The organism is Mycobacterium sp. E2327, assembly GCF_001672675.1.
Lineage (GTDB): Bacteria > Actinomycetota > Actinomycetes > Mycobacteriales > Mycobacteriaceae > Mycobacterium.
Map to the genome: position 1 here is coordinate 18132 of NZ_LZKE01000098.1, position 22773 is coordinate 40904.

A 22773-nucleotide genomic window follows, 5' to 3' on the forward strand; every position below is an offset into this window, starting at 1 on the left:
CATATCCCCCGCTCCTGGAATTCCCGCCCGGCAATTGTTTGAGAACCCGCCCCCCTCAGCGGCGAAAACTGCCCATCCGTCGCAGCACACGTGAGATGAAAAGAGACTAACGCGGTTACCCGAACGTCACGATCGGCAAACCTTCGAAATACCGGTCAGCTCAGCGCGTACGGCGGAGCGCCGACCCCGGCCACCGTGTGCGTGCCCCACGGGGTCCGCTCGATGATGCGGGCCGGCGCGCTGCGCTCGCCGACCGTCAGGGTCGCGGTGCGTGCCTGCTTGAGCGACTCGTCGGGCAGCGCCGAGGAACCGAAGACCGTGCCTTGCCAGTGATAATGGCCGTCGATCGGATCCAGGTGGCCGGCGAGACGCACGCGCACCGGGTGGTCGGATCCGGCGATCGTCAGCGTCGCCGCGCCCTCGTACGTCGCACCGTCGCCGGCCGCGCCGGACGTCAACTCGAACGCCGACGCCACCGGCTGGGGCTGGGCCGGTCGCACATAGACGCGCTCGTTGAACACTCGCTGGCTGCTGCGGCGCACTTCGATGCGGGTGCTGTCGGTGCGTTCCATCAGCGTGATGCACTCGGCGACATAGCGTGCCTGCGCGCCGGTGTCGGGCCCGCTGACGAAGAAGTAGTTGGGCAAGCCGCGAACGGCGACCCCGAAGTAGGGCTCCATGCCGTCGACCAGCGTGGTGCCCGACGTCGGGTCGAGCGCGGTGAACCCGGTCCCGTAGATGATGGCATCGGCGTCGTGGTCGACGCCGTCGGCGGTTCGGACGCGCGATGCGGTGATGGCGACGACGGGCGATCTCACCAGCGTGGGTCGCGGCGCCGCGTCGGCGGCCGGCCGGATGCGGCGGCGCAGCCAACGCTTGGCGCGGGTGGCGGGCAGCGGCAGCTCGTCGACGACCCGGCGCGGCGGGTGCGCGAAGACCGTGACCGAGGCCGCCGATTTCATCAGCCGCGGGATGTGGTGGCCGGCGGTGGAATCGGCGCCGATGACGGCGACACGCTTACCGGTCGGGTCGAAACCTGCCGGCCACTGCGCCGCATGAAACGACTCGCCCAGGAAGCCGTCGCGTCCGGCGATGTCCGGTAACCACGGGATGTGCGCCGGTCGGTCGGCGACGACGACGCGGGCCCGCACGGGTTCGCCACCGGCCGCCGTCAGCAGCCAGGTGTCGGTGGCGTCGTCGAACCCTGACTCGAGCACGTCGCAGTCGAGTGTCGCGACGTCGGTGATGCCGGCCGCCCGCAGGGCCGCCCGTGCGCTGTCTCCCGCCCCAACGACGAGCACCCGATGGCAGCGCACGGGCGACTGGGTCATAGGAATCTGCTGCGCTTCCAGCCGCGGCGCGCGATGGGGCCCAGCAGGCCCACCTCGGTCAGAAACGCCGCCAGTGGAGCGAAGCCGGCAACCTGCATCTCGCGGCGGTGTGCGCTGGTGCGCGCGGTCTTTCGCGCCCGCTTCGCGTCCAGGCCCACCCGCGCGTACGGGATTGGGTTGCTGAACAAGTAGTTGAAGAAGTATCCGCCCAGCCCGTTGATGTTGGCCATGAACCAGCGGTTGAGCCGCGGCATCTCCGCGGCGCGCTTGCGGGCGCCGTCGCGGGCGAACTGAATGTGGCGGGCCTCTTCGGTGACGTGAATTCGCATGAGGCGCTGGATGATTGGCTGCAGCTCGGGGTCGTCCATCATCTGCCGTTGCAGCGAGTCGAAGATCTCTTCGCCGATGAGCGCGGCAATCCACAGCATCGAGCCGCGCTGGAATGCCAGCGGCAGCGCGTTGATGATCCACCGGTGAAATAGCCTCGGCCGTACCGGCTTTGCGCCGATGCGCTCGATGGCCTTGCCGAACATGACCATGTGCCGGGTCTCGTCACCCAGCTCGGTGAGCTTGTAATGCGTCGAGGAGCTGGTGGGGTCCTCGTGCAAGATGGTCCGCAGCAGCGACTGGTTGAGCATGTTCTCGAACCAGATCCCGGCCGAGAGCGTGTTGACCAGTTCCTGGCGGGACAGGTCGATCTGCTGCTCGCGCGTCATCTCGTCCCACATCGGCGTGTTGTACAACGACACCAGCCGCGGCGGCAGGTAGAACTTGTCGGGGTCCAGCGGCGCGTCCCAGTCGACGTCGACCACCGGCTCGTAGGACTTCTTGACCGAGCCCTTCAGCAATCGGTCCGAGAACTCCTCACGACTCGGCCCACCCGGCTTCACCGCTGAGGTCATAGCGCCGCTCCTCCTCATCGCTTCGCTCTGCATCGTCTCGGCGCGAGTCATAGCTGGCGTCCCTTCGTTGGGTGCTGCAGGCGGTACCCATGGTACTGGGTACTTGAGGGGCCGACTAGGCCTTCCAGGTTTCGATTCGGTTGACTGGCGTGGTGGGTCGGCACATTCACGTCATCGGGATCGGCGCCGGGGACCCGGGCTATGTGACCGTTCAGGCCATCGAGGCGCTCAACGACACTCAGGTGTTCTTCGCGATGGACAAGGGGGAGACGAAGAGCGATCTGGTCGCCCTGCGACGCGAGATCTGTGCCCGGTTCATCCGGCAGCCCGGCTATCGCTTCGTGGAGTTGCCCGATCCCAAGCGCTCGACCGAGGCCGACTATCGGGACGCGGTCGCGGACTGGCACGCCGCGCGGGCGCGGGTGTGGGCGGACGCCATCTCCGCCGAGCTGGGTCCCGACGGCGTCGGCGCCTTCCTGGCCTGGGGCGACCCATCGCTGTACGACAGCACCCTGCGCATCCTCGACGCCATCAAGGCCGAAGCCGCCGAGCTCGAGTTCAGTTACGACGTCATTCCCGGTATCACCGCGGTCCAGGCGCTGACGGCTCGCCATCGCATCCCGCTCAACGAGGTCGGCGAGCCGGTCCTGATCACCACCGGCAGGCAGCTGCGCGCGCACGGGTTGGCCGGCTCGGCGGTGGTCATGCTCGACGCCGACTGCTCGTTTCAGACCTGCCCGCCCGACACGAAGATCTGGTGGGGCGCCTACCTCGGCACCGGCGACGAGCTGCTGGTGGCCGGCACCGTCGGCGAGGTCGGGGCGCACATCGCGGCGCTGCGAGCCGACGCCCGCGCGCGGCACGGCTGGATCATGGACACCTATTTGCTCAGAACGGCAGACTGAAGGGCGTGCCCGAACTACCCGAAATCGAAGCGCTGGTCGACCATTTGCGCCGCCACGCCGTCGGATCGACCATCGGCCGCGTCGACGTCGTTGCGTTTTCGGTGCTGAAGACCTTCGACCCGCCGATCAGCGTTCTGCACGGTCAATCGGTGACCGGGGCCCAGCGCTGGGGCAAGTACCTGGGGCTGCAGGCCGGGCCGTTGTTCCTGATCGCCCATCTGTCGCGCGCGGGGTGGCTGCGGTGGTCCGACAAGCTGGCCGCGGCTCCGTTGCGTCCCGGCAAGGGCCCGATCGCCATGCGCGTGCACCTGGGCACGCCCGGTGAGGCGCCCGGCTTCGACCTCACCGAGGCCGGCACGCAGAAGCGGCTGGCGGTGTGGCTCGTCGACGACCCGCAGCTGGTGCCCGGCATCGCCGCCCTCGGCCCCGATGCGCTGGAGCTCAGCCCCGAGGACCTGGCCGGGGTGCTGTCCGGCAACACCGGCCGGATCAAGACGGTCATCACCGACCAGAAGGTGATCGCGGGCATCGGCAACGCCTACAGCGACGAGATCCTGCACGTCGCGAAGATCTCTCCGTTCGCCACCGCGGGCAAGCTGTCCGACGAACAGCTCACCGCCCTGCACGACGCGATGATCTCGGTGCTGACGGACGCGGTGAGCCGCTCCGTCGGCCAGGGCGCCGCCATGCTCAAGGGGGAGAAGCGCTCCGGCCTGCGCGTGCACGCCCGCACCGGCCTGCCGTGCCCGGTGTGCGGGGACACCGTGCGCGAAGTGTCGTTTGCGGACAAGTCTTTTCAGTACTGCCCGACGTGCCAAACCGGCGGCAAGGTGCTCGCCGACCGCCGCTTGTCGCGGCTGCTCAAGTAGCCGCCGGCAACGCTCGATATGCTGCCCGGGTGACTCGTCAGAAAATCCTCATCACCGGTGCCAGTTCCGGCCTGGGCGCCGGGATGGCGCGCTCCTTCGCCGCCAAGGGCCGCGACCTCGGGCTGTGCGCGCGTCGCACCGACCGGCTCGACGAGCTGAAAGCCGAACTGACGCAACAGTATCCGGGAATCAAGATCGCCGTCGCCGCGCTGGATGTCAACGACCACGAGCAGGTGCCGAAGGTGTTCGCCGAAATCAGCGACGAGCTCGGCGGGGTTGACCGAATCGTCGTCAACGCCGGCATCGGCAAGGGCGCCAAGCTGGGCTCGGGCAAGCCGTGGGCGAACAAGGCGACCCTCGAGACCAACCTGGTTGCCGCCCTGGTGCAGATCGAGACCGCGCTGGAATTGTTCGCCAAAAGCGGGCAGGGCCATCTGGTGCTCATCTCGTCGGTGCTCGGCAACAAGGGGGTGCCGGGCGTCAAAGCCGCTTACGCCGCAAGCAAAGCCGGGATGCGCTCACTGGGCGAATCGCTGCGCGCCGAATACCGCCGCGGCCCCATCAGGGTTTCGCTGATCGAGCCGGGCTACATCGAGTCGGAGATGACCGCCAAGTCCGCGAGCACAATGTTCATGGTCGACAACGAAACTGGCGTCAAGGCGTTGGTCGACGCGATCGAGCGCGAACCCGGCCGCGCCGTCGTGCCGTGGTGGCCGTGGGCCCCGCTGGTGCAACTTATGCGGGTGCTACCGCCCCCGTTGACGAAGGTGTTCGCCTAGAACACTGCGGTGAGGGCGCGTGTCTGTACGCGACACGCCGGACTAAGGCGTGCATTTGCGCGCCCTCGCCGAAAACGTCAGCTCGTGCGTCCGCGCTCGGTGCGGTAGCGGCGGACCAGCGCGTCGGTCGAGCTGTCGGTCTGCGGCGCGGGTGAGGCGTCGCCGGTGATCACCGGAAGCAGCGCCTTGGCCTGGGTTTTGCCCAGCTCCACACCCCACTGATCGAACGAGTCGATGCCCCAGATCACCCCCTCGGTGAAGACCTGGTGCTCGTAGAGCGCGATCAGCTGGCCCAGCACCGACGGGGTGAGCCGGTCGGCCAAAATCGAAGTGGACGGCCGGTTTCCGGGCATCACCTTGTGCGGCACGACGTCGGCGGGGGTGCCCTCGGCGGCGATCTCCTCGGCGGTCTTGCCGAACGCCAGCACCTGAGTCTGGGCGAAGAAGTTGCTCATCAACAGGTCGTGCATGCTGCCGGTGCCGTCGGCGGTGGCCAGGTCGTCGGTGGGCTGGCTGAAGCCGATGAAATCGGCCGGCACCAGCCGGGTGCCCTGGTGCAGCAACTGGTAGAACGCGTGCTGGCCGTTGGTTCCCGGTTCGCCCCAAAAGATTTCGCCGGTGTCGGTGGTGACCGGCGTGCCGTCGGCGCGGGTCGACTTGCCGTTGGATTCCATGGTCAGCTGTTGCAGGTAGGCCGCGAAGCGGGCCAGGTCGTTCGAATACGGCAGCACCGCGCGCGATTGCGCGCCCATGAAGTTGGAGTACCACAGCCCGATCAGGCCGAGCAGCACCGGCGCGTTCGACTCCAGCGGGGCGGTCTGGAAATGCCGGTCGACGATGTGGAATCCGGACAGGAAATCGGCGAACGCCTCCTTGCCGATGACGGCCATCACCGACAACCCGATCGCCGAATCGACCGAATAGCGCCCGCCGACCCAGTCCCAGAACCCGAACATGTTGTCGGTGTTGATGCCGAAGTCGTCGACCAGGCGCTTGTTGGTGGAGACCGCCACGAAATGCTTGGATACCGCGGCGTCGCCGAGCGCGTCGGTCAGCCAGCGGCGCGCGGCGGTCGCGTTGGTCAGCGTCTCCAGGGTCGAGAAGGTCTTCGACGCAACGATGAAAAGCGTTGTGGCGGGGTCCAAGTCGGCCAGGTTGGCGACCAGGTCGGCGGGGTCGACGTTGGAGACGAAGCGAGCCGAGATTCCGGCGTCCGCGTAGTGGCGCAGCGCCTGGTAGACCATGGCCGGGCCCAGGTCCGACCCGCCGATCCCGATGTTGACCACGGTACTGATCTTTTTCCCGGTGGCCCCGGTCCATTCACCGCTGCGTAACCGGTCGGTGAAGTCGCCCATCTTGTCCAGCACGGCGTGCACGTCCTCGACGACGTTCTGGCCGTCGACGACCAGCTCGGCCTCCCGCGGCAGCCGCAGCGCGATGTGCAGCACGGCCCGGTCCTCGGAGGTGTTGATGTGTGCGCCGGAGAACATCTGGTCGCGGCGCTCCTCGAGATTAGCCGCGCGCGCCAGGTCGACCAGCAGCCCCAGCGTCTCTCGGGTGACCCGGTGTTTGCTGTAGTCGATGTAGAGGTCGCCGACGGTCACGGTGAGCTCGCGCCCGCGATCGGGATCCTCGTCGAAGAACTGCCGCAGATGGGTCTGGCCGATTTGTTCGTGATGCCTGCGCAGGGCGTCCCACGCCGGGGTGGCGGTGATGTCGGGAATGGTGTGCACGGAGGTCATTACTCGACCCTAATGCGGTCCGGCGGGGCGGAGCCAGGCGTGACAGCCTCAGTGGCCGAGCCGGCCCCGGCCCAGCCTCAGCAACAGCATCGCCAGGTCCTTGCCGTCGGGTCCGAGCTCGCTGTAGCGCTCGATGACCTTCATCTCGCGGCTGTGGACCAGCCGGGTCCCGCCTGACGCCATCCGCACCTTGCCGATCGCCTGCGAAACTTCAGCCCGCCGTTTCACCGCGGCGAGGATCTCGGCGTCCAGTCGGTCGATTTCCTGGCGCAACGCGTCAATGTCGGTGGCCTCTTGGGACTCGACCATGTCGATGTTCATCTCTAACTCCGCATTCTCTTGATGTGGGGGTTCTGGTCTCATCCGTTATCGGGCCTCACAAAAGAGACGAGCCCCGAATCCGGAAGCGGACCACGGGGCTCTGCGAAAGCAGCTACACCACGGGCACCGCTGGCCGGTACCCATAAAAAAATCGGCGCTGCATGTTGAGCACTCACCGAGTGTGCCACTAAGGGCCGTAACCACGCAAAAAGGGTCTTAGTGATCATGGTTCGGTGGCCGCTATCCACGATCTTCGCGACCGAAGTCCGGCGTCATCGCACCTGTCTACACCTCGTCGAAGGCGGCGCTGAGTTGCGTTCCGGCTCCGGTCGCGAAGCCCAGACATCCGATCACGCCGGGACGGTTCGCTGCTCACGGCGCTCGCTCTATGGTGAAAACCGTGCTCACAAAAGTACTGGTCGCGAACAGGGGCGAGATCGCCATCCGCGCCTTTCGGGCGGCCTACGAACTGGAAATGGCCACCGTGGCGATCTACCCGTACGAAGACCGCAATTCTGTGCACCGGCTGAAAGCCGACGAGTCGTATCAGATCGGCGAGGAGGGGCACCCGGTACGGGCCTATTTGTCGATTGACGAGATCGTCGCCACCGCCCTGGCGTGCGGAGCGGACGCGATCTACCCCGGGTATGGATTCCTTTCGGAGAATCCAGACTTGGCGGCGGCGTGCGCGGCCGCCGGCATTACGTTCGTCGGCCCGAGCGCTGAGGTGCTCGAGCTGACGGGCAACAAGTCGCGGGCTATTGCGGCGGCGAGGGCGGCGGGTCTTCCGGTGCTGGCCTCCTCTGCACCCTCGACATCAGTGGACGAGCTGGTGTCGGCGGCCGAGTCCATGGCCTTCCCTCTGTTCGTCAAGGCGGTGGCCGGCGGAGGCGGCCGCGGGATGCGCCGAGTTACCGACGCGGCGGCGCTGCCCGAGGCAATCGAGGCGGCAAGCCGCGAGGCCGAGTCCGCCTTCGGCGATGCCTCGGTGTTCCTCGAGCAGGCCGTGCTCAACCCGCGGCACATCGAGGTGCAGATCCTGGCCGACACCCGGGGCAACGTGATGCACCTCTACGAGCGGGATTGCAGCGTCCAACGCCGGCATCAGAAGGTCATCGAAATCGCACCGGCGCCAAACCTGGATCCCGAATTGCGGGAGCGCATCTGCGCGGACGCGGTGAAGTTCGCACAAAGTATCGGCTATACCTGCGCAGGCACGGTCGAGTTTTTGCTAGACGAGCGCGGCAACCACGTGTTCATCGAGATGAACCCGCGCATCCAGGTCGAGCACACCGTCACCGAGGAGATCACCGACGTCGACCTGGTGTCGGCCCAGCTGCAGGTTGCCGGGGGGCAGACCCTGGAACAGATTGGCTTGAGCCAGGATTCGCTCGTCCCGCACGGCGCGGCGCTGCAATGCCGCATCACCACCGAGGATCCGGCCAACGGATTCCGTCCGGACACGGGTCGAATCACCGCCTATCGCACCCCGGGTGGGGCGGGAATTCGGTTGGATGGCGGAACGACGCTGGGGGCGGAGATCAGCGCGCACTTCGATTCGATGCTGATCAAACTGACCTGTCGGGGCCGGGATTTTTCCACGGCCGTGCGGCGTGCGCGGCGCGCGGTTGCGGAGTTCCGCATCCGCGGCGTGTCGACGAACATTCCCTTCCTGCAATCGGTTCTGGACGACGCGGATTTCCAGGCCGGCCGCATCACGACGTCGTTCATCGAGCAGCATCCACAGCTGCTCACGGCGCGCAGTTCGGCGGACCGCGGCACCAAGATCCTCACGTACCTGGCCGACGTAACGGTCAACAAGCCGCACGGTGAACGCCCCTCGGCTGTGTACCCGAACGACAAGCTCCCTGACATAGACCTGTCGGCGGATCCGCCGGCAGGATCCAAGCAGCGCCTGACCGAACTTGGGCCGGAGCGGTTCGCGGGGTGGCTACGCCAGTCGCCGGGCGTCCGTGTCACGGATACCACGTTCCGCGACGCGCACCAGTCCCTGCTGGCTACGAGGGTGCGCACCAGCGGACTGGTCATGGTGGCGCCATACATCGCCCGGATGACGCCCCAGCTGCTGTCGGTCGAATGCTGGGGCGGGGCGACATACGACGTCGCGCTGCGCTTTTTGAAGGAGGACCCGTGGGAGCGGCTGGCGGCCTTGCGTGAAGCGATGCCCAACATCTGCCTGCAAATGCTGCTGCGCGGGCGCAACACCGTTGGCTACACGCCCTATCCCGAGATCGTCACGACGGCATTCGTCGACGAGGCGACGGCGACCGGCATCGACATCTTTCGGATCTTCGACGCGCTGAACAACGTCGACTCGATGCGCCCCGCGATCGACGCGGTTCGCGAGACCGGTACCGCCGTAGCCGAGGTGGCGATGTCCTACACGGGCGATCTCAGCGATCCGGCCGAAAAGCTTTACACCCTGGACTATTACCTGAAGCTGGCCGAACAGATTGTGACGGCGGGCGCACACGTGCTGGCGATCAAGGACATGGCCGGGCTGTTACGCGCCCCCGCCGCGACCACACTGGTTTCTGCGCTCAAGGCGCGGTTCGACCTGCCGCTGCACGTACATACGCACGACACCCCCGGTGGGCAACTGGCGACCTATGCGGCGGCCTGGCGCGCCGGAGCCGATGCCGTCGACGGCGCAGCAGCCCCGATGGCCGGGACCACCAGCCAGCCGGCACTGTCCTCCATCGTGGCCGCCGCAGCGCATACCGAATACGACACCGGCCTGTCCCTGACCTCCGTGTGCGATCTAGAGCCGTTCTGGGAGGCGTTGCGCAAGGTGTACGCGCCGTTCGAGTCCGGGCTGCCGGCCCCGACAGGGCGGGTGTACCGCCATGAGATCCCGGGTGGGCAATTGTCTAACCTGCGTCAGCAGGCGATCGCGCTGGGTTTCGGTGACCGGTTCGAGGAGATCGAAGACGCCTACGCCGGGGCCGATGCCATCCTCGGGCATCTGGTCAAGGTAACCCCGTCGAGCAAGGTGGTCGGGGACTTGGCGTTGGCGCTCGTCGGCGCGGGCGTCAGCGCGCAGGATTTCGCCGATGACCCGGCGCGTTACGACATCCCGGACTCGGTCATCGGTTTCCTACGTGGGGAGCTTGGTGACCCGCCCGGCGGTTGGCCCGAGCCTTTACGCACCAAGGCGTTACAGGGGCGCGGTCCGGCGAAGGCGGAGCAACAGCTGTCAGCCGAGGATGAAAAGGCGTTGGCCGCAAGGGGTGTCGACCGCCAGGCAACGCTGAATCGGCTGCTGTTCCCCGGGCCGACCAAAGAATTCGAAGACCATCGTGAGCAATACGGCGACACCTCCCGGCTGAGCGCCAATCAGTTCTTCTATGGACTTCGGCAGGGGGACGAGCACCGTGTCGAGCTGGAGCGCGGTGTGGAGTTGCTCATCGGTCTAGAGGCGATTTCCGATGCCGACGAACGCGGCATGCGGACAGTGATGTGCATCCTGAACGGGCAGTTGCGTCCGGTCGTGGTGCGTGACCGCAGCGTCGCCGCCGATGTGCCGAATGCTGAGAAGGCTGACCGTAACAATCCGGATCACGTCGCGGCTCCATTTGCCGGGGTCGTCACCGTGACTGTGGCCATTGATGAGGAAGTCGCTATGGGACAGACGATTGCGACGATCGAAGCGATGAAGATGGAGGCTGCCGTTACTACTCCGAAGGCGGGCAAGGTCGCCCGGGTAGCGGTGTCTCACACCGCACAAGTCGAGGGTGGCGACCTGTTAGTGGTTATCAGTTAACGGCCGGGGAGTCCGGCACCGCTGGTCGCGCCGCGCCGGAGGCCCTGGCCAGCGAGGTCGTCGGTGGGCGGCGGTAAATTTGGACCGACATGAGTGTGCACGCGACCAGTAGTACTGATGCCAAGTCCGCCCCTGAAGCAGAGCAGCTGCTCGACGGGCTCAACCCGCAACAACGTCAGGCGGTGGTGCACGAGGGTTCGCCCCTGCTGATCGTGGCGGGCGCGGGCTCGGGCAAGACGGCCGTTCTGACCCGGCGCATCGCCTACCTGATCGCGGCGCGGGGTGTCGGCGTCGGCCAGATCCTGGCGATCACCTTCACCAACAAAGCCGCCGCGGAGATGCGCGATCGGGTGGTGCGGCTGGTGGGCCCCCGGGCCCGCGCGATGTGGGTGTCGACGTTCCACTCGACCTGCGTGCGCATCCTGCGCAACCAGGCGTCGCTGATCAAGGGCCTCAACTCCAACTTCTCCATTTACGACGCCGACGACTCGCGGCGCCTGCTGCAGATGATCGGCCGCGACATGGGGCTCGACATCAAGCGCTACTCGCCGCGGCTGCTGGCCAACGCCATCTCCAACCTGAAGAACGAGCTGATCTATCCGGACGAGGCCGTCACCAACCTGACCGACGATTCCGACGAGCTGAGCCGCACGGTGGCCTCGGTGTACGGCGAATACCAGCGGCGGCTGCGCGCGGCCAACGCCTTGGACTTCGACGACCTGATCGGGGAGACCGTCGCGGTGCTGCAGACGTTCCCCGAAATCGCGCAGTACTACCGGCGGCGGTTCCGGCACGTGCTGGTCGACGAATACCAGGACACCAACCACGCTCAGTACGTGCTGGTCCGGGAATTGGTCGGCACCGAGACCGTCGACGACGTGCCGCCCGGCGAGCTGTGCGTGGTCGGCGATGCCGACCAGTCGATCTATGCGTTCCGCGGCGCCACCATCCGCAACATCGAGGACTTCGAGCGCGACTACCCCGACGCGAGAACCATTCTGCTGGAACAGAATTACCGCTCCACGCAGAACATCCTGTCGGCCGCCAACTCGGTGATCGCCCGCAACTCCGGGCGCCGCGAGAAGCGGCTGTGGACCGACGCCGGCGCCGGCGAGCTGATCGTCGGCTACGTCGCCGACAACGAGCACGACGAGGCGAGGTTTGTGGCCGAGGAGATCGACGCGCTCGCCGAGCGCGGCGAGATCACCTACAACGATGTAGCGGTGTTCTATCGCACCAACAACTCGTCGCGGTCGTTGGAGGAGGTCTTCATCCGCGCCGGGATCCCGTACAAAGTCGTTGGGGGAGTGCGGTTTTACGAACGCAAGGAGATCCGCGACATCGTCGCCTACCTGCGGGTGCTGGACAACCCCGGTGACGCGGTGAGCATGCGGCGCATCCTCAACACGCCGCGCCGGGGGATCGGGGATCGCGCCGAGGCGTGCGTGACGGTGTACGCCGAGAACACCGGCGCCAGCTTCGCCGACGTGCTGGTGGCCGCGGCCGAGGGCAAAGTGCCGATGCTGAACACGCGCGCGGAAAAGGCGATCGCGGGTTTCGTCGAGCTGCTGGACGACCTGAGGGGCCACCTCGACGACGACCTCGGCGACCTGGTCGAGCTGGTGCTCGAACGCTCCGGATACCGCCACGAGCTGGAGTCCTCCACCGACCCGCAGGAGCTGGCCCGGCTGGATAACCTTAACGAATTGGTCAGCGTCGCACACGAATTCAGCGCCGATCTGGCGAACGCGGCCGCGCTGGACGAGTCGGCGCCGGAGGACGAAGACGTGCCGGACACCGGTGTGCTGGCGGCGTTTCTGGAGCGCGTCTCGCTGGTCGCCGACGCCGACGACATCCCTGAGCACGGCGCCGGGGTCGTCACGCTCATGACCCTGCACACGGCGAAGGGTCTGGAGTTCCCGGTGGTGTTCGTCACCGGCTGGGAGGACGGGATGTTCCCCCACATGCGGTCGCTGGACGATCCGACCGAGCTTTCCGAGGAGCGGCGGCTGGCCTACGTCGGCATCACCCGGGCGCGTCAGCGGCTCTATGTGAGCAGGGCCATCGTCCGGTCCTCGTGGGGCCAGCCGATGCTCAACCCGGAATCGCGCTTCCTGCGTGAGATTCCGCAGGAGCTGATCGACTGGCGGCGCAGCGCACCCGCGCCGTCGTTCAGTGCCCCGGTGAGCGGCGCCGGACGGTTCGGCGCGCCGCGGCCGTCGCCGACCCGCTCGGGCGCAAACAAACGCCCGCCGCTGGTGCTGCAACCCGGCGATCGGGTGACCCACGACAAGTACGGGCTCGGCCGGGTCGAGGAGGTCTCCGGCGTCGGCGAATCGGCCATGTCACTGATCGATTTCGGCAGCGCGGGGAGGGTGAAGCTGATGCACAACCACGCCCCGGTCAGCAAGCTTTAGGACTGCAGCCAGCGTTTCGTCTGCGGGTGAAACGCCAGCACCACGCTGGCGACCGGCAGCAGCCACAGGGTGTAGACGATCCACGCCACCCGCGCGCCCGCGATGAACACGCCCCCGTAGGTCAGCACCGCGACCACCGCCCCGGCCGCGATGAGGTAGCGCCCCACCGGCCGATGCTGCAGCAACAAGATCACGCCCGAAACCGTGGTAATCGCGAACACCAGCGCCAGAAACGCGACCGCGATGCAGAACAGGCGGTCGGTTCGCCACCAGCCCGCGATCAGGTCGGTGGCCACCACGGACGTGGCCCAGCCGCTGACGATGCTGACCGCGGCGGCGGCGACGGCCGTCCGGCCGCTCGGTTCGGGGCCCGGCAGAACCCGGGGCCGGGCGGGAGTCGCCTGGTACGGGGGGATCTGCGTGGTCGGCGACTCCGGCACAACGGGCATCGGCCCGGTCGGTGCCCGGCGAATGATCCGAGTCTGCGATTCCGAGGGGGGTGTCGCGGTCTCGGGTGCTGGGGCAGGCGGGTCGTTCGGCGAAGTCACCTCAGCCAGCGTAATTGCCGACGTTAAGTCCCCGCTTTGCGAGCCACGGCACGGGGTCGATCCGCTCCGTGCCGCCCTGCAGCACCTCGAAGTGCAGGTGCGGTCCGGTGGAATTACCCCGGTTGCCCATGGTCGCGATCTGGTCGCCGGCCATGACGCGCTGACCGACGCTGACCAGCGTCGTGTTGACGTGGCCGTACAGCGTGACCGTGCCGTCGGCGTGGCGGAGCTTGACCAACGCCCCGTAGCCGGCGGCCGGCCCGGAGTCGATGACGACGCCGTCCGACACCGCATAGATCGGTGTGCCGATCGAGTTGGCCAGGTCGATGCCGGCGTGCAGCACACCCCAGCGGTAGCCGAAGTTCGAGGTGAAGATTCCCTTGGTCGGCATCACGTAGAGCGGTTGCTGCAACCGTGCCTCGCGCTGCGCGCGATCGTTGGCGAACGCCACGCCCCGGGCGAATTCCTCGTTGTGCACCGCGGCATTCGCCGCCGGCGCGACCGCGATCACCTGGGCGCCGCGGATGGTGTTCGGCCCCGTCCCGCCGTCGAGCGCCGAGGCGTTGGCCGTGAGCACGGCCTCCGTCTTGGGGGTGTCGGCGTGGCTGGTCGCCGTGTGGGCCGCCGCGGCGGCCGCGCCGGCCGCCATCGCGGAGATCAGCAGGCGGCCCCTGGCCGCGCTGGTCGGCTGCTTGCGGTGTTGCCCGGCGCGCCGGATTACCGGAATGACGTCCGTGATGTCCGAGTGGTTGTGGCGACGCTCTTCCATGCCGGGAGCGTCGGGCGCAAATCGCGCCGGGACCGGCACGGCGGCGGGCGCGGCCAGCAACAGCGGGGCCAGGTCGTCGACGTCGTGCAGGTCGTCGAGCTCGGGCGCCAGCAGCACCTGAGCCTCGTTGTCGAAGGTTGAGTCGTTGCTGAAGTCCAGGTCTTTGAGATCACCCGACTCGTCGGCGAATTCCAGGTCGTCGAAGTCGAATCCGTCGAGCGGAAGGATCTCGGTGACTTCGTTTCGGTGGGTCTCCGTCCACCGGCCGCCGGCTGCGCGACCGACCCTCACGACGCCGGTTGACACGGCTGAATGACGGGCTAAACGGTGCTGCGACAAGCTGAATTGTCCTCGTATCGTGACCATAACGTTATCTGGACCCTAGGAAGGTATCCGCTAACCGACGGGCCTTGCAACCTCGGGCTAAGAAGCCAACCGATATTGTGATTCGCATCACTTTGGAGGCGTGCCGGTATGCCGTGAGCTGTGCCACATCGGTGGACGCGACGGTAGCAGGAATTCGGCGGGTGGATACAGTGCCAGCGTGCGAGTTGCCGATTCCGGCGCCGCCGCCAACGTATAGGCCTAGCAGCAAGCCGACCGAAGACAGTGAGGCCATGGACCTTTTCGAGTATCAAGCCAAAGAATTGTTCGCCAAGCACAACGTACCGAGCACGCCCGGGCGAGTGACCGACACCGCCGACGGCGCCCGGGCCATCGCGGAGGAGATCGGTCGCCCGGTGATGGTCAAGGCGCAGGTCAAGATCGGCGGTCGCGGCAAGGCGGGCGGTGTCAAGTACGCCGCCACCGCGGAAGACGCGTACGAACACGCCAAGAACATCCTCGGCCTGGACATCAAGGGCCACATCGTGAAGAAGCTGCTGGTCGCCGAGGCCAGCGACATCGCCGAGGAGTACTACATCTCCTTCCTGCTCGACCGCGCCAACCGCACCTACCTGGCGATGTGCTCGGTCGAGGGCGGCATGGAGATCGAGGAGGTGGCCGCCACGAAGCCCGACCGCCTGGCCAAGGTGCCGGTGAGCGCCGTCAAGGGTGTCGATGTGGCGACCGCGCGGTCCATCGCCGAGCAGGGCCACCTGCCGGCCGAGGTGCTCGACGCCGCCGCGATCACCATCTCCAAGCTGTGGGAGCTTTTCGTCGCCGAGGACGCGACCCTGGTGGAGGTCAACCCGCTGGTGCGCACGCCGGACGACCGGATCCTGGCGCTGGACGGCAAGGTCACCCTGGACGCCAACGCCGACTTCCGCCACCCGGACCACACCGAGTTCGAGGACCGCGAGGCCACCGACCCGCTGGAGCTCAAGGCCAAGGAACACCACCTCAACTACGTCAAGCTCGACGGCCAGGTCGGCATCATCGGCAACGGCGCGGGCCTGGTGATGTCGACCCTCGACGTCGTCGCGTACGCCGGGGAGAAGCACGGGGGCGTCAAGCCGGCGAACTTCCTCGACATCGGCGGCGGCGCCTCGGCGGAGGTGATGGCCGCCGGATTGGACGTGGTCCTGGGCGACCAACAGGTCAAGAGCGTGTTCGTCAACGTCTTCGGTGGCATCACGTCGTGCGACGCGGTGGCCACCGGCATCGTCAAGGCCCTGGAGATTCTCGGCGGCGAGGCCAACAAGCCGCTGGTGGTGCGTCTCGACGGCAACAACGTCGACGAGGGCCGTCGCATCCTGACCGAGGCCAACCACCCGCTGGTGACGCTGGTGGCCACGATGGACGAGGCCGCCGACAAGGCCGCCGAGCTGGCGAGCGCCTGAGAGGACTTGGAACCATGTCGATCTTCCTGAACAAGAACAACAAGGTCATCGTCCAGGGCATCACCGGCAGCGAGGCCACCGTGCACACCGCCCGAATGCTCAAGGCGGGCACCCAGATTGTGGGCGGTGTCAACGCGCGCAAGGCGGGCACCACCGTCACACAGGAGGACAAGGGCGGCCGGATCACCAAGTTGCCGGTGTTCGGCAGCGTCACGGAGGCGATGGAAAAGACCGGCGCGGACGTGTCGATCATCTTCGTGCCGCCGAAATTCGCCAAGGACGCCATCATCGAGGCCATCGACGCCGAGATCCCGCTGCTGGTCGTCATCACCGAGGGAATCCCGGTGCAGGACACGGCCTTTGCGTGGGCCTACAACGTGGAAAAGGGCAGCAAGACGCGCATCATCGGGCCGAACTGCCCCGGCATCATCACGCCGGGCGAGGCGCTGGTGGGCATCACCCCGGCCAACATCACCGGTTCGGGCCCCGTCGGGCTGGTGTCCAAGTCCGGCACGCTGACCTACCAAATGATGTACGAGCTGCGTGATTTCGGGTTCTCGACGTCCATCGGCATCGGCGGGGACCCGGTGATCGGCACCACCCACATCGACGCCATCGAGGCGTTCGAAAAGGACCCCGACACCAAGGTCATAGTGATGATCGGTGAGATCGGCGGCGACGCCGAGGAGCGCGCGGCCGACTACATCAAGGCCCACGTCTCCAAGCCGGTCGTCGGCTACGTCGCGGGATTCACCGCGCCGGAGGGCAAGACGATGGGCCACGCCGGCGCCATCGTGTCCGGCTCGTCGGGCACCGCGGCCGCCAAGAAGGAGGCCCTGGAGGCCGCGGGCGTCAAGGTCGGCAAGACCCCGTCGGAGACCGCGGCGCTGGCCCGGGAGATCCTCAAGAGCCTGTAGAGCTCTTCGGCGAGCAGACGCAGAATCGCACGCCGCTGCGCGGATTTGTGCGATTCTGCGTCTGCTGGCGCTAGACGAGAGCGGCCAGCTTGCCGGCCAACCGCTCCACATAGGCGGCGATCTCGTCTTCGGGGCGGTCCGGCAAACCGAACAGCACCTCGGTCACCCCCAGCTCGGCCCAGCGCGCCAGCTTCTCGGGGATCGGCTTGAAGTCCAGCGCGACGATCTGCGGAGCGCCGTCGCGCCCCGCGGCGGCCCAGGTGTCCTGCAGCAGCTTGACCGGCTCGTCGATGTCGAAGTCGCGCGGCGTGGTGATCCAGCCGTCGGCGCTGCGCGCGATCCACTTGAAGTTCTTCTCATTGCCGGCCGCGCCCACCAACACCGGAATGTGCGGCTGCGCCGGCTTCGGCCACGCCCAGCTGGGACCGAACTTGACGAATTCGCCGTCGTAGGCGGCCTCTTCTTCCGTCCACAACGCACGCATCGCCTCGATGTACTCGCGCAACATGGTGCGGCGCCGGCCGGCCGGCACCCCGTGATCGGCGAGCTCGTCGGTGTTCCACCCGAACCCGACGCCGAGGCTGACGCGACCCCCCGACAGATGGTCAAGGGTGGCAATGCTTTTCGCCAGCGTGATCGGGTCGTGCTCGACGGGCAGTGCGACGGCGGTCGAGAGCCGCACCCGGGAGGTGACGGCGCATGCCGCGCCCAGGCTCACCCACGGGTCTAGCGTGCGCATGTAGCGGTCGTCCGGCAGCGACGCGTCGCCCGTCGTGGGATGGGCCGCCTCACGCTTGACCGGGATATGCGTGTGTTCCGGCACGTAAAAGGTGTGGAAGCCGTTGTCGTCGGCAAGCTTGGCGGCGGCCGCCGGGGTGATGCCACGATCGCTGGTGAAAAGCACGAGCCCGTAATCCATGCACAGGATTAGAACGTGTTCTACCGATGCGGGGCAAGCTACCGGGGCGCGGCGTCCCGGCGCGTCCGTCCGGACGTGCGCTAGCGTGGGTGATCGATCGCGCCGCTACGCGACATGGGGAAGGTGTTTCGAAGCGGCGCGCCCAGCGGCACCGCGTCGCGCTTGAATGTGACACCGCCGAGACACTTCAAGACCACGGGAAGCAACAGGAGGAGTCATGACCTACTCGCCCGGTAGCCCCGGATATCAACCCCAGCAGCCAAGCGGGTCCTACGCGGGCAGCACGCCGTCGTTCGCCAAGACCGACGACGGCGAAAGCAAGCTTCCGCGGATACTGAACATCGCAGTCGTGGTGCTCGGCATCGCGGTGTACCTGCTGAACTTCGGCCCGACGTTCACCATCGGCGCCGACCTGGGCCCGGGCGGTGGACGCGCCGGCGATGCCGGCACCGCGGTGATCGTCGCGGTGCTGGCTTCCCTGCTGGCCGCAATCAGCTTGCTGCCCAAGGCCAAGAGCTACGTGGGAATCGTCGCGGTGATTGCGACGCTGGGTGCGCTGCTGGCCATCACCGAGACCGTCAACACGCCCGCCGGCTTCGCGATCGGCTGGGCGATGTGGCCTCTGGTGGCATGCAGCATTTTGCAGGCGATCGCCGCCATCGGTGCGTTACTGCTGGACGCCGGCGTCATCACCGCACCGGCCCCGCGGCCCAAGTACGACCCGTACGCGCAGTATGGCCAGTACGGGCAATACGGCCAGTACGGGCAGTACGGACAGCAACCGTCCTACTACGGCCAGCAGCACGCGGGACAGCAGGAGCCGCCGCGCCCGTCCGGGTACGGCGCCCAGTACGGGGGCTATCCGTCCAGCCAGGACGTGACCCAGCAGGCGATCCCCACGTCGACCGGCGGCTTCGGTGCACAGGCCTCGCCGCAGTCGGGTCAGCAGCCGACCGCGCAGCATCAGCAGGGACCGTCGACGCCACCCACCGGTTTTCCCAGCTTCAGCCCGCCTCCGTCGTCCAACGAGTCGCAGGCGGCTTCGGCCCCGGCCGAGCAATCCAGCCACACCGGCGGCCAGGAGCAGCAGTCGCCGTCGTCCGGGCCGCCGGCACCGGCCTAAACGTGCGCTCTCGCGCGTAGTCGGGCACGTGCGCCAAGAGTGACAAGGGTGTCGGAAAGCGCGGACAACCGGGCGGCAGGCGCTCGCCAGGCGCGCGACCTTGTCCGGGTGGCGTTCGCGCCGGCCGTGGTGGCGTTGGGCATCATCGCCGCGGTCACGTTGCTGCAGTTGCTGATCGCCAACAGCGACATGACGGGTGCGCCCGGCGCCATCGCCAGCATGTGGCTCGGGGTGCACCAGGTGCCGATCTCGATCGGTGGCCGCGAGCTGGGCGTCCTGCCGTTGCTGCCGGTCCTGTTGATGGTGTGGGGTACCGCGCGCACCAGCGCACGGGCGACATCTCCCTCCTCGTCATGGCTGGTGGTCCGGTGGGTGATCGCCTCCGCGCTGGGTGGGCCGCTCCTGATGGCGGCGATCGCGCTCGCGGTCATCCACGACGCGTCGTCGGTGATCACCGAGCTGCAGACGCCCAGCGCCCTGCGGGCGTTCGTCAGCGTGCTGGTGGTGCACGCCATCGGCGCCGGGATCGGGGTGTGGTCGCGGGTGGGCCGGCGCGCGCTGGCGGCATCGCCGCTGCCCAACTGGCTCGGTGATTCGCTTCGCGCGGCGGTGGCCGGCGTGCTGGCGCTGCTCGGGCTTTCCGGCCTGGTGACCGCGGGCTCGCTGGTAGTGCACTGGTCGACGATGCAAGAGCTCTACGGGATCACCGATTCGATATTCGGAGAGTTCAGCCTCACGGTGCTGTCGGTGCTGTACGCACCGAACGTCATCGTCGGCACGTCGGCGATTGCGGTCGGGTCTTCGGCGCACCTCGGTTTCGCGACGTTCAGTCCGTTCACCGTGTTCGGCGGTGACATGCCCGCGCTGCCGATCCTGGCCGCGGCCCCCACGCCGCCACTGGGTCCGGTCTGGGTCGCGTTGCTCATCGTGGGCGCCTCGTCCGGTGTTGCGGTGGGACAACAATGCGCCCGGCACGCGCTGCCGGTGCTGCCGGCGCTGGCCAAACTGCTGGTCGCATCGGTCGTCGGCGCGTTGGTGATGTCATTGCTGGCTTACGCCGGCAGCGGCCGGCTGGGCAACTTCGGTGACGTCGGCGTCGACCAGGGGGCCCTGCTGATCGGCGTGTTCTTCTGGTTCGCGGTGGTGGGCTGGATAACCGTGGTGATGGCCGGCGGGATCCGGCCCATCCGGCTCCGGCGCCGCAAGAGCCCGCCCGCGGCGGCCGAGCGACCGGCGGACTTCGCGGAGCAATTCGACGAGCCGGCCGACGAGCCGGATGACGAGTTTGATGAGGGGCCGGCCGACGAGCCCGCAGACGACAAGGACGACGAGAAGCCCCCGGAGTGATCGAGACTGCGCTGAGCGCGCCGACACGCCGAGCGAAACAGCGCTGGACGCAGAGTCGGCGCGGCGATACCTCCCAGTAGGCTCCCCGTTGTGCCCCAACCGCTTCACGTGCCCCCGAGCGCGCCGGCGCGGGTGGTGGTGCTGGCGTCCGGCACCGGTTCGTTGCTGGGCTCGCTCATCGAAGCCGCCACGGGTGACTATCCGGCGCGCATAGTCGCGGTCGGCGTGGATCGCGAATGCCGGGCCACCGAGGTCGCGGTGGCGGCGTCGTTGCCGGCGTTCACGGTCCGCCTTGGCGACTACCCGGACCGCACGGCCTGGGACGCGGCCATCACCGAGGCGACGGCCGCGCACTCGCCCGATCTCATCGTCTCCGCGGGGTTCATGAAAATACTTGGGCCGCAGTTTCTTTCACGATTCTGCGGCCGAACGCTCAACACCCATCCGGCGCTGCTGCCGGCCTTCGCCGGGGCGCATGCGGTGCCCGACGCGCTGGCTTACGGTGTGAAGGTCACCGGCTGTACGGTGCACCTGGTAGACGCCGGCATGGACACCGGGCCGATATTGGCGCAGGAGCCCGTTCCGGTGCTCGACGGCGACAACGAAGAGACACTGCATGAGCGCATCAAGGTCATCGAGCGGCGACTGTTGGTGGATGTGGTGGCCGCGATCGCAACCCGCGGCGTGACCTGGACCGGACGAAAGGCGACCATAGGATGAGCGACGAGTCAAGAAGGGCGATTCGCCGCGCGTTGATCAGCGTGTACGACAAGACGGGGCTGATCGAGCTCGCCGAGGGCCTGAGCGCGGCGGGCGTGGAGATCGTCTCCACCGGTTCCACCGCGAAAACCATTGCCGACAAAGGAATTTCGGTCACGCCAGTGGAGGAGCTGACCGGCTTCCCCGAGGTGCTCGACGGGCGGGTCAAGACGCTCCACCCGCGGGTGCACGCCGGGCTGCTGGCCGACCTGCGCAAGCCCGAGCACGCCGCGGCGCTCGAGGAGCTCGGCATCGCGGCGTTCGAACTGGTCGTCGTCAACCTGTATCCGTTCAGCGAGACCGTCGATTCCGGCGCGGGCATCGACGAATGCGTCGAGCAGATCGACATCGGCGGGCCCTCGATGGTCCGGGCAGCCGCCAAGAACCATCCCAGCGTGGCCGTCGTCGTCGACCCGCTCGGGTATGACGGCGTCCTCGCGGCGGTGCGCAACGGCGGATTTACCCTCGCCGAGCGCAAAAGGCTGGCGTCGCTGGCGTTTCAGCACACCGCGGACTACGACATCGCCGTGGCCGGCTGGATGGAGTCGACGCTGGCGCCCGAGCATCCGCCCACGGCGTTCCCGCAGTGGCTCGCCGGCAGCTGGCGGCGCACCGCGATGCTCCGCTACGGCGAGAACCCGCACCAGCAGGCGGCGCTCTACAGCGACCCCGGCGCCTGGCCGGGCCTGGCCCAGGCCGAGCAGCTGCACGGAAAAGAGATGTCCTACAACAACTTCACCGACGCCGACGCGGCGTGGCGGGCCGCGTTCGACCACGAAGAGACGTGCGTGGCAATCATCAAGCACGCCAACCCGTGTGGGATCGCGATCTCGTCGGTGTCGGTCGCCGACGCGCACCGCAAAGCCCACGAGTGTGATCCGCTCAGCGCCTTCGGCGGCGTGATCGCGTCGAACACCGAGGTCAGCGTCGAGATGGCGGAATACGTCAGCACCATCTTCACCGAGGTCATCGTGGCGCCGGCCTACGCGCCGGACGCGGTCGACGCATTGACGCGCAAGAAGAACATCCGCGTGCTGGTGGCCTCCGAACCGCTGGCCGGGGGCACCGAGCTGCGACCGGTCAGCGGGGGACTGCTGGTGCAACAGCGCGACCAGCTCGACGCGCACGGCGACAACCCGGTCAACTGGACCCTCGCGACCGGGTCACCGGCCGACCCGAACACCTTGACCGACCTGGTGTTTGCGTGGCGGGCCTGCCGCGCGGTCAAGTCCAACGCGATCGTGATCGCCGCCGACGGCGCCACCATCGGCGTCGGCATGGGGCAGGTCAACCGCGTCGACGCGGCCCGGCTGGCCGTCGAACGCGGTGGCGACCGGGTGCGCGGCGCCGTCGCGGCTTCGGACGCGTTCTTCCCGTTCCCCGACGGCCTCGAGACGCTGACGGCCGCGGGAGTGAAGGCGGTGGTGCACCCGGGCGGATCCGTGCGCGACGACGAGGTCACCGCGGCGGCGGCCAACGCCGGCATCACCCTGTACCTCACCGGGGCCCGTCACTTCGCGCACTAGACCGCTTAGCGGGTGGCCATTGCGCCTTACGCGT

At 67.6% G+C, this 22773-nt stretch carries 18 protein-coding genes and 1 pseudogene; 12 read left to right on the forward strand and 7 right to left on the reverse strand.

Features of this window, described 5'->3' with window-relative positions; all coding sequences use genetic code 11:
* Window positions 1-155 precede the first annotated feature (155 nt).
* Together A5712_RS10425 and A5712_RS10430 are read right to left on the reverse strand one after the other, a co-directional pair.
* Entirely contained in the window at window positions 156-1331 is a 1176-nt protein-coding gene (locus tag A5712_RS10425; protein WP_068104172.1) for a DUF4873 domain-containing protein, read from the reverse strand.
* Window positions 1328-2233 carry a diiron oxygenase gene (locus A5712_RS10430; protein WP_068104174.1) on the reverse strand — a complete coding sequence of 302 codons (906 nt, stop codon included), beginning with the start codon at window positions 2231-2233 and terminating at the stop codon, window positions 1328-1330. Before A5712_RS10430 ends, A5712_RS10425 begins: the two co-directional genes overlap by 4 nt.
* 152 nt (window positions 2234-2385) lie before the next feature.
* Between A5712_RS10430 and cobF the strand changes: the two genes are divergently transcribed.
* The 4 genes and pseudogenes from cobF (at window position 2386) to A5712_RS10445 (ending at window position 4786) form a co-directional block, all read left to right on the forward strand.
* Window positions 2386-3138, forward strand: a complete 753-nt coding sequence (cobF, locus tag A5712_RS10435) for a precorrin-6A synthase (deacetylating) (protein ID WP_068104270.1) — start codon at window positions 2386-2388, stop codon at window positions 3136-3138.
* Window positions 3139-3143: 5 nt separating this feature from the next.
* Window positions 3144-3386: pseudogene (locus tag A5712_RS31895) on the forward strand (DNA-formamidopyrimidine glycosylase family protein); the annotation flags it as partial.
* 150 nt (window positions 3387-3536) lie between these two features.
* On the forward strand, window positions 3537-4007 hold the full coding sequence (locus A5712_RS31900) for a zinc finger domain-containing protein (RefSeq protein WP_231982093.1): 471 nt from the start codon (window positions 3537-3539) through the stop codon (window positions 4005-4007).
* A gap of 29 nt (window positions 4008-4036) precedes the next feature.
* Window positions 4037-4786 carry an SDR family oxidoreductase gene (locus A5712_RS10445; RefSeq protein ID WP_068104179.1) on the forward strand — a complete coding sequence of 250 codons (750 nt, stop codon included), beginning with the start codon at window positions 4037-4039 and terminating at the stop codon, window positions 4784-4786.
* Between the two features lie 77 nt (window positions 4787-4863).
* Here the strand turns inward: A5712_RS10445 and pgi are convergent, their stop codons facing one another.
* The gene (gene pgi / locus A5712_RS10450; RefSeq protein WP_068104181.1) at window positions 4864-6528 is read right to left on the reverse strand and encodes a glucose-6-phosphate isomerase; all 1665 of its coding nucleotides are present in this window, start codon (window positions 6526-6528) and stop codon (window positions 4864-4866) included.
* A 48-nt stretch (window positions 6529-6576) separates the two neighbouring features.
* Entirely contained in the window at window positions 6577-6891 is a 315-nt protein-coding gene (locus A5712_RS10455) for a chorismate mutase (protein WP_082973381.1), read from the reverse strand.
* A 358-nt stretch (window positions 6892-7249) separates the two neighbouring features.
* Here A5712_RS10455 and A5712_RS10460 point away from each other — a divergent pair, with 358 nt between their 5' ends.
* Together A5712_RS10460 and pcrA are read left to right on the forward strand one after the other, a co-directional pair.
* Window positions 7250-10633: a pyruvate carboxylase gene (locus tag A5712_RS10460; protein ID WP_068104272.1), complete on the forward strand. Its 3384-nt coding sequence runs from the start codon at window positions 7250-7252 to the stop codon at window positions 10631-10633.
* A gap of 89 nt (window positions 10634-10722) precedes the next feature.
* Window positions 10723-13050: a DNA helicase PcrA gene (gene pcrA / locus A5712_RS10465; protein ID WP_068104185.1), complete on the forward strand. Its 2328-nt coding sequence runs from the start codon at window positions 10723-10725 to the stop codon at window positions 13048-13050.
* Here pcrA and A5712_RS10470 read toward each other — a convergent pair.
* Together A5712_RS10470 and A5712_RS10475 are read right to left on the reverse strand one after the other, a co-directional pair.
* Window positions 13047-13598, reverse strand: a complete 552-nt coding sequence (locus A5712_RS10470; RefSeq protein WP_197519361.1) for a hypothetical protein — start codon at window positions 13596-13598, stop codon at window positions 13047-13049. The two genes, pcrA and A5712_RS10470, sit on opposite strands and share 4 nt — an antisense overlap.
* Window position 13599: 1 nt before the next feature.
* The gene (locus A5712_RS10475) at window positions 13600-14706 is read right to left on the reverse strand and encodes a M23 family metallopeptidase (protein WP_068104274.1); all 1107 of its coding nucleotides are present in this window, start codon (window positions 14704-14706) and stop codon (window positions 13600-13602) included.
* Between the two features lie 278 nt (window positions 14707-14984).
* Here A5712_RS10475 and sucC point away from each other — a divergent pair, with 278 nt between their 5' ends.
* A complete protein-coding gene (sucC, locus tag A5712_RS10480; protein ID WP_068104187.1) occupies window positions 14985-16148 on the forward strand; it encodes an ADP-forming succinate--CoA ligase subunit beta in 1164 nt (387 codons plus the stop codon).
* A 14-nt stretch (window positions 16149-16162) separates the two neighbouring features.
* The gene (gene sucD, locus A5712_RS10485; protein WP_068104189.1) at window positions 16163-17065 is read left to right on the forward strand and encodes a succinate--CoA ligase subunit alpha; all 903 of its coding nucleotides are present in this window, start codon (window positions 16163-16165) and stop codon (window positions 17063-17065) included.
* A gap of 70 nt (window positions 17066-17135) precedes the next feature.
* Here the strand turns inward: sucD and A5712_RS10490 are convergent, their stop codons facing one another.
* The gene (locus A5712_RS10490) at window positions 17136-17984 is read right to left on the reverse strand and encodes an LLM class F420-dependent oxidoreductase (protein ID WP_068104191.1); all 849 of its coding nucleotides are present in this window, start codon (window positions 17982-17984) and stop codon (window positions 17136-17138) included.
* A gap of 217 nt (window positions 17985-18201) precedes the next feature.
* Between A5712_RS10490 and A5712_RS10495 the strand changes: the two genes are divergently transcribed.
* From A5712_RS10495 to purH, 4 genes are all read left to right on the forward strand, one after another.
* A complete protein-coding gene (locus tag A5712_RS10495; RefSeq protein WP_068104193.1) occupies window positions 18202-19107 on the forward strand; it encodes a DUF5336 domain-containing protein in 906 nt (301 codons plus the stop codon).
* A gap of 39 nt (window positions 19108-19146) precedes the next feature.
* Window positions 19147-20454: a DUF6350 family protein gene (locus A5712_RS10500; protein ID WP_082973383.1), complete on the forward strand. Its 1308-nt coding sequence runs from the start codon at window positions 19147-19149 to the stop codon at window positions 20452-20454.
* A gap of 90 nt (window positions 20455-20544) precedes the next feature.
* Window positions 20545-21174, forward strand: coding sequence for a phosphoribosylglycinamide formyltransferase (gene purN / locus A5712_RS10505; protein ID WP_068104194.1), 630 nt, complete (start codon window positions 20545-20547; stop codon window positions 21172-21174).
* Window positions 21171-22739 (forward strand): bifunctional phosphoribosylaminoimidazolecarboxamide formyltransferase/IMP cyclohydrolase, encoded by a 1569-nt coding sequence (gene purH, locus A5712_RS10510; protein ID WP_068104196.1) that lies wholly within the window; start codon window positions 21171-21173, stop codon window positions 22737-22739. The genes purN and purH overlap by 4 nt, the downstream gene beginning before the upstream one ends.
* The last annotated feature ends 34 nt before the right edge of the window (window positions 22740-22773 follow it).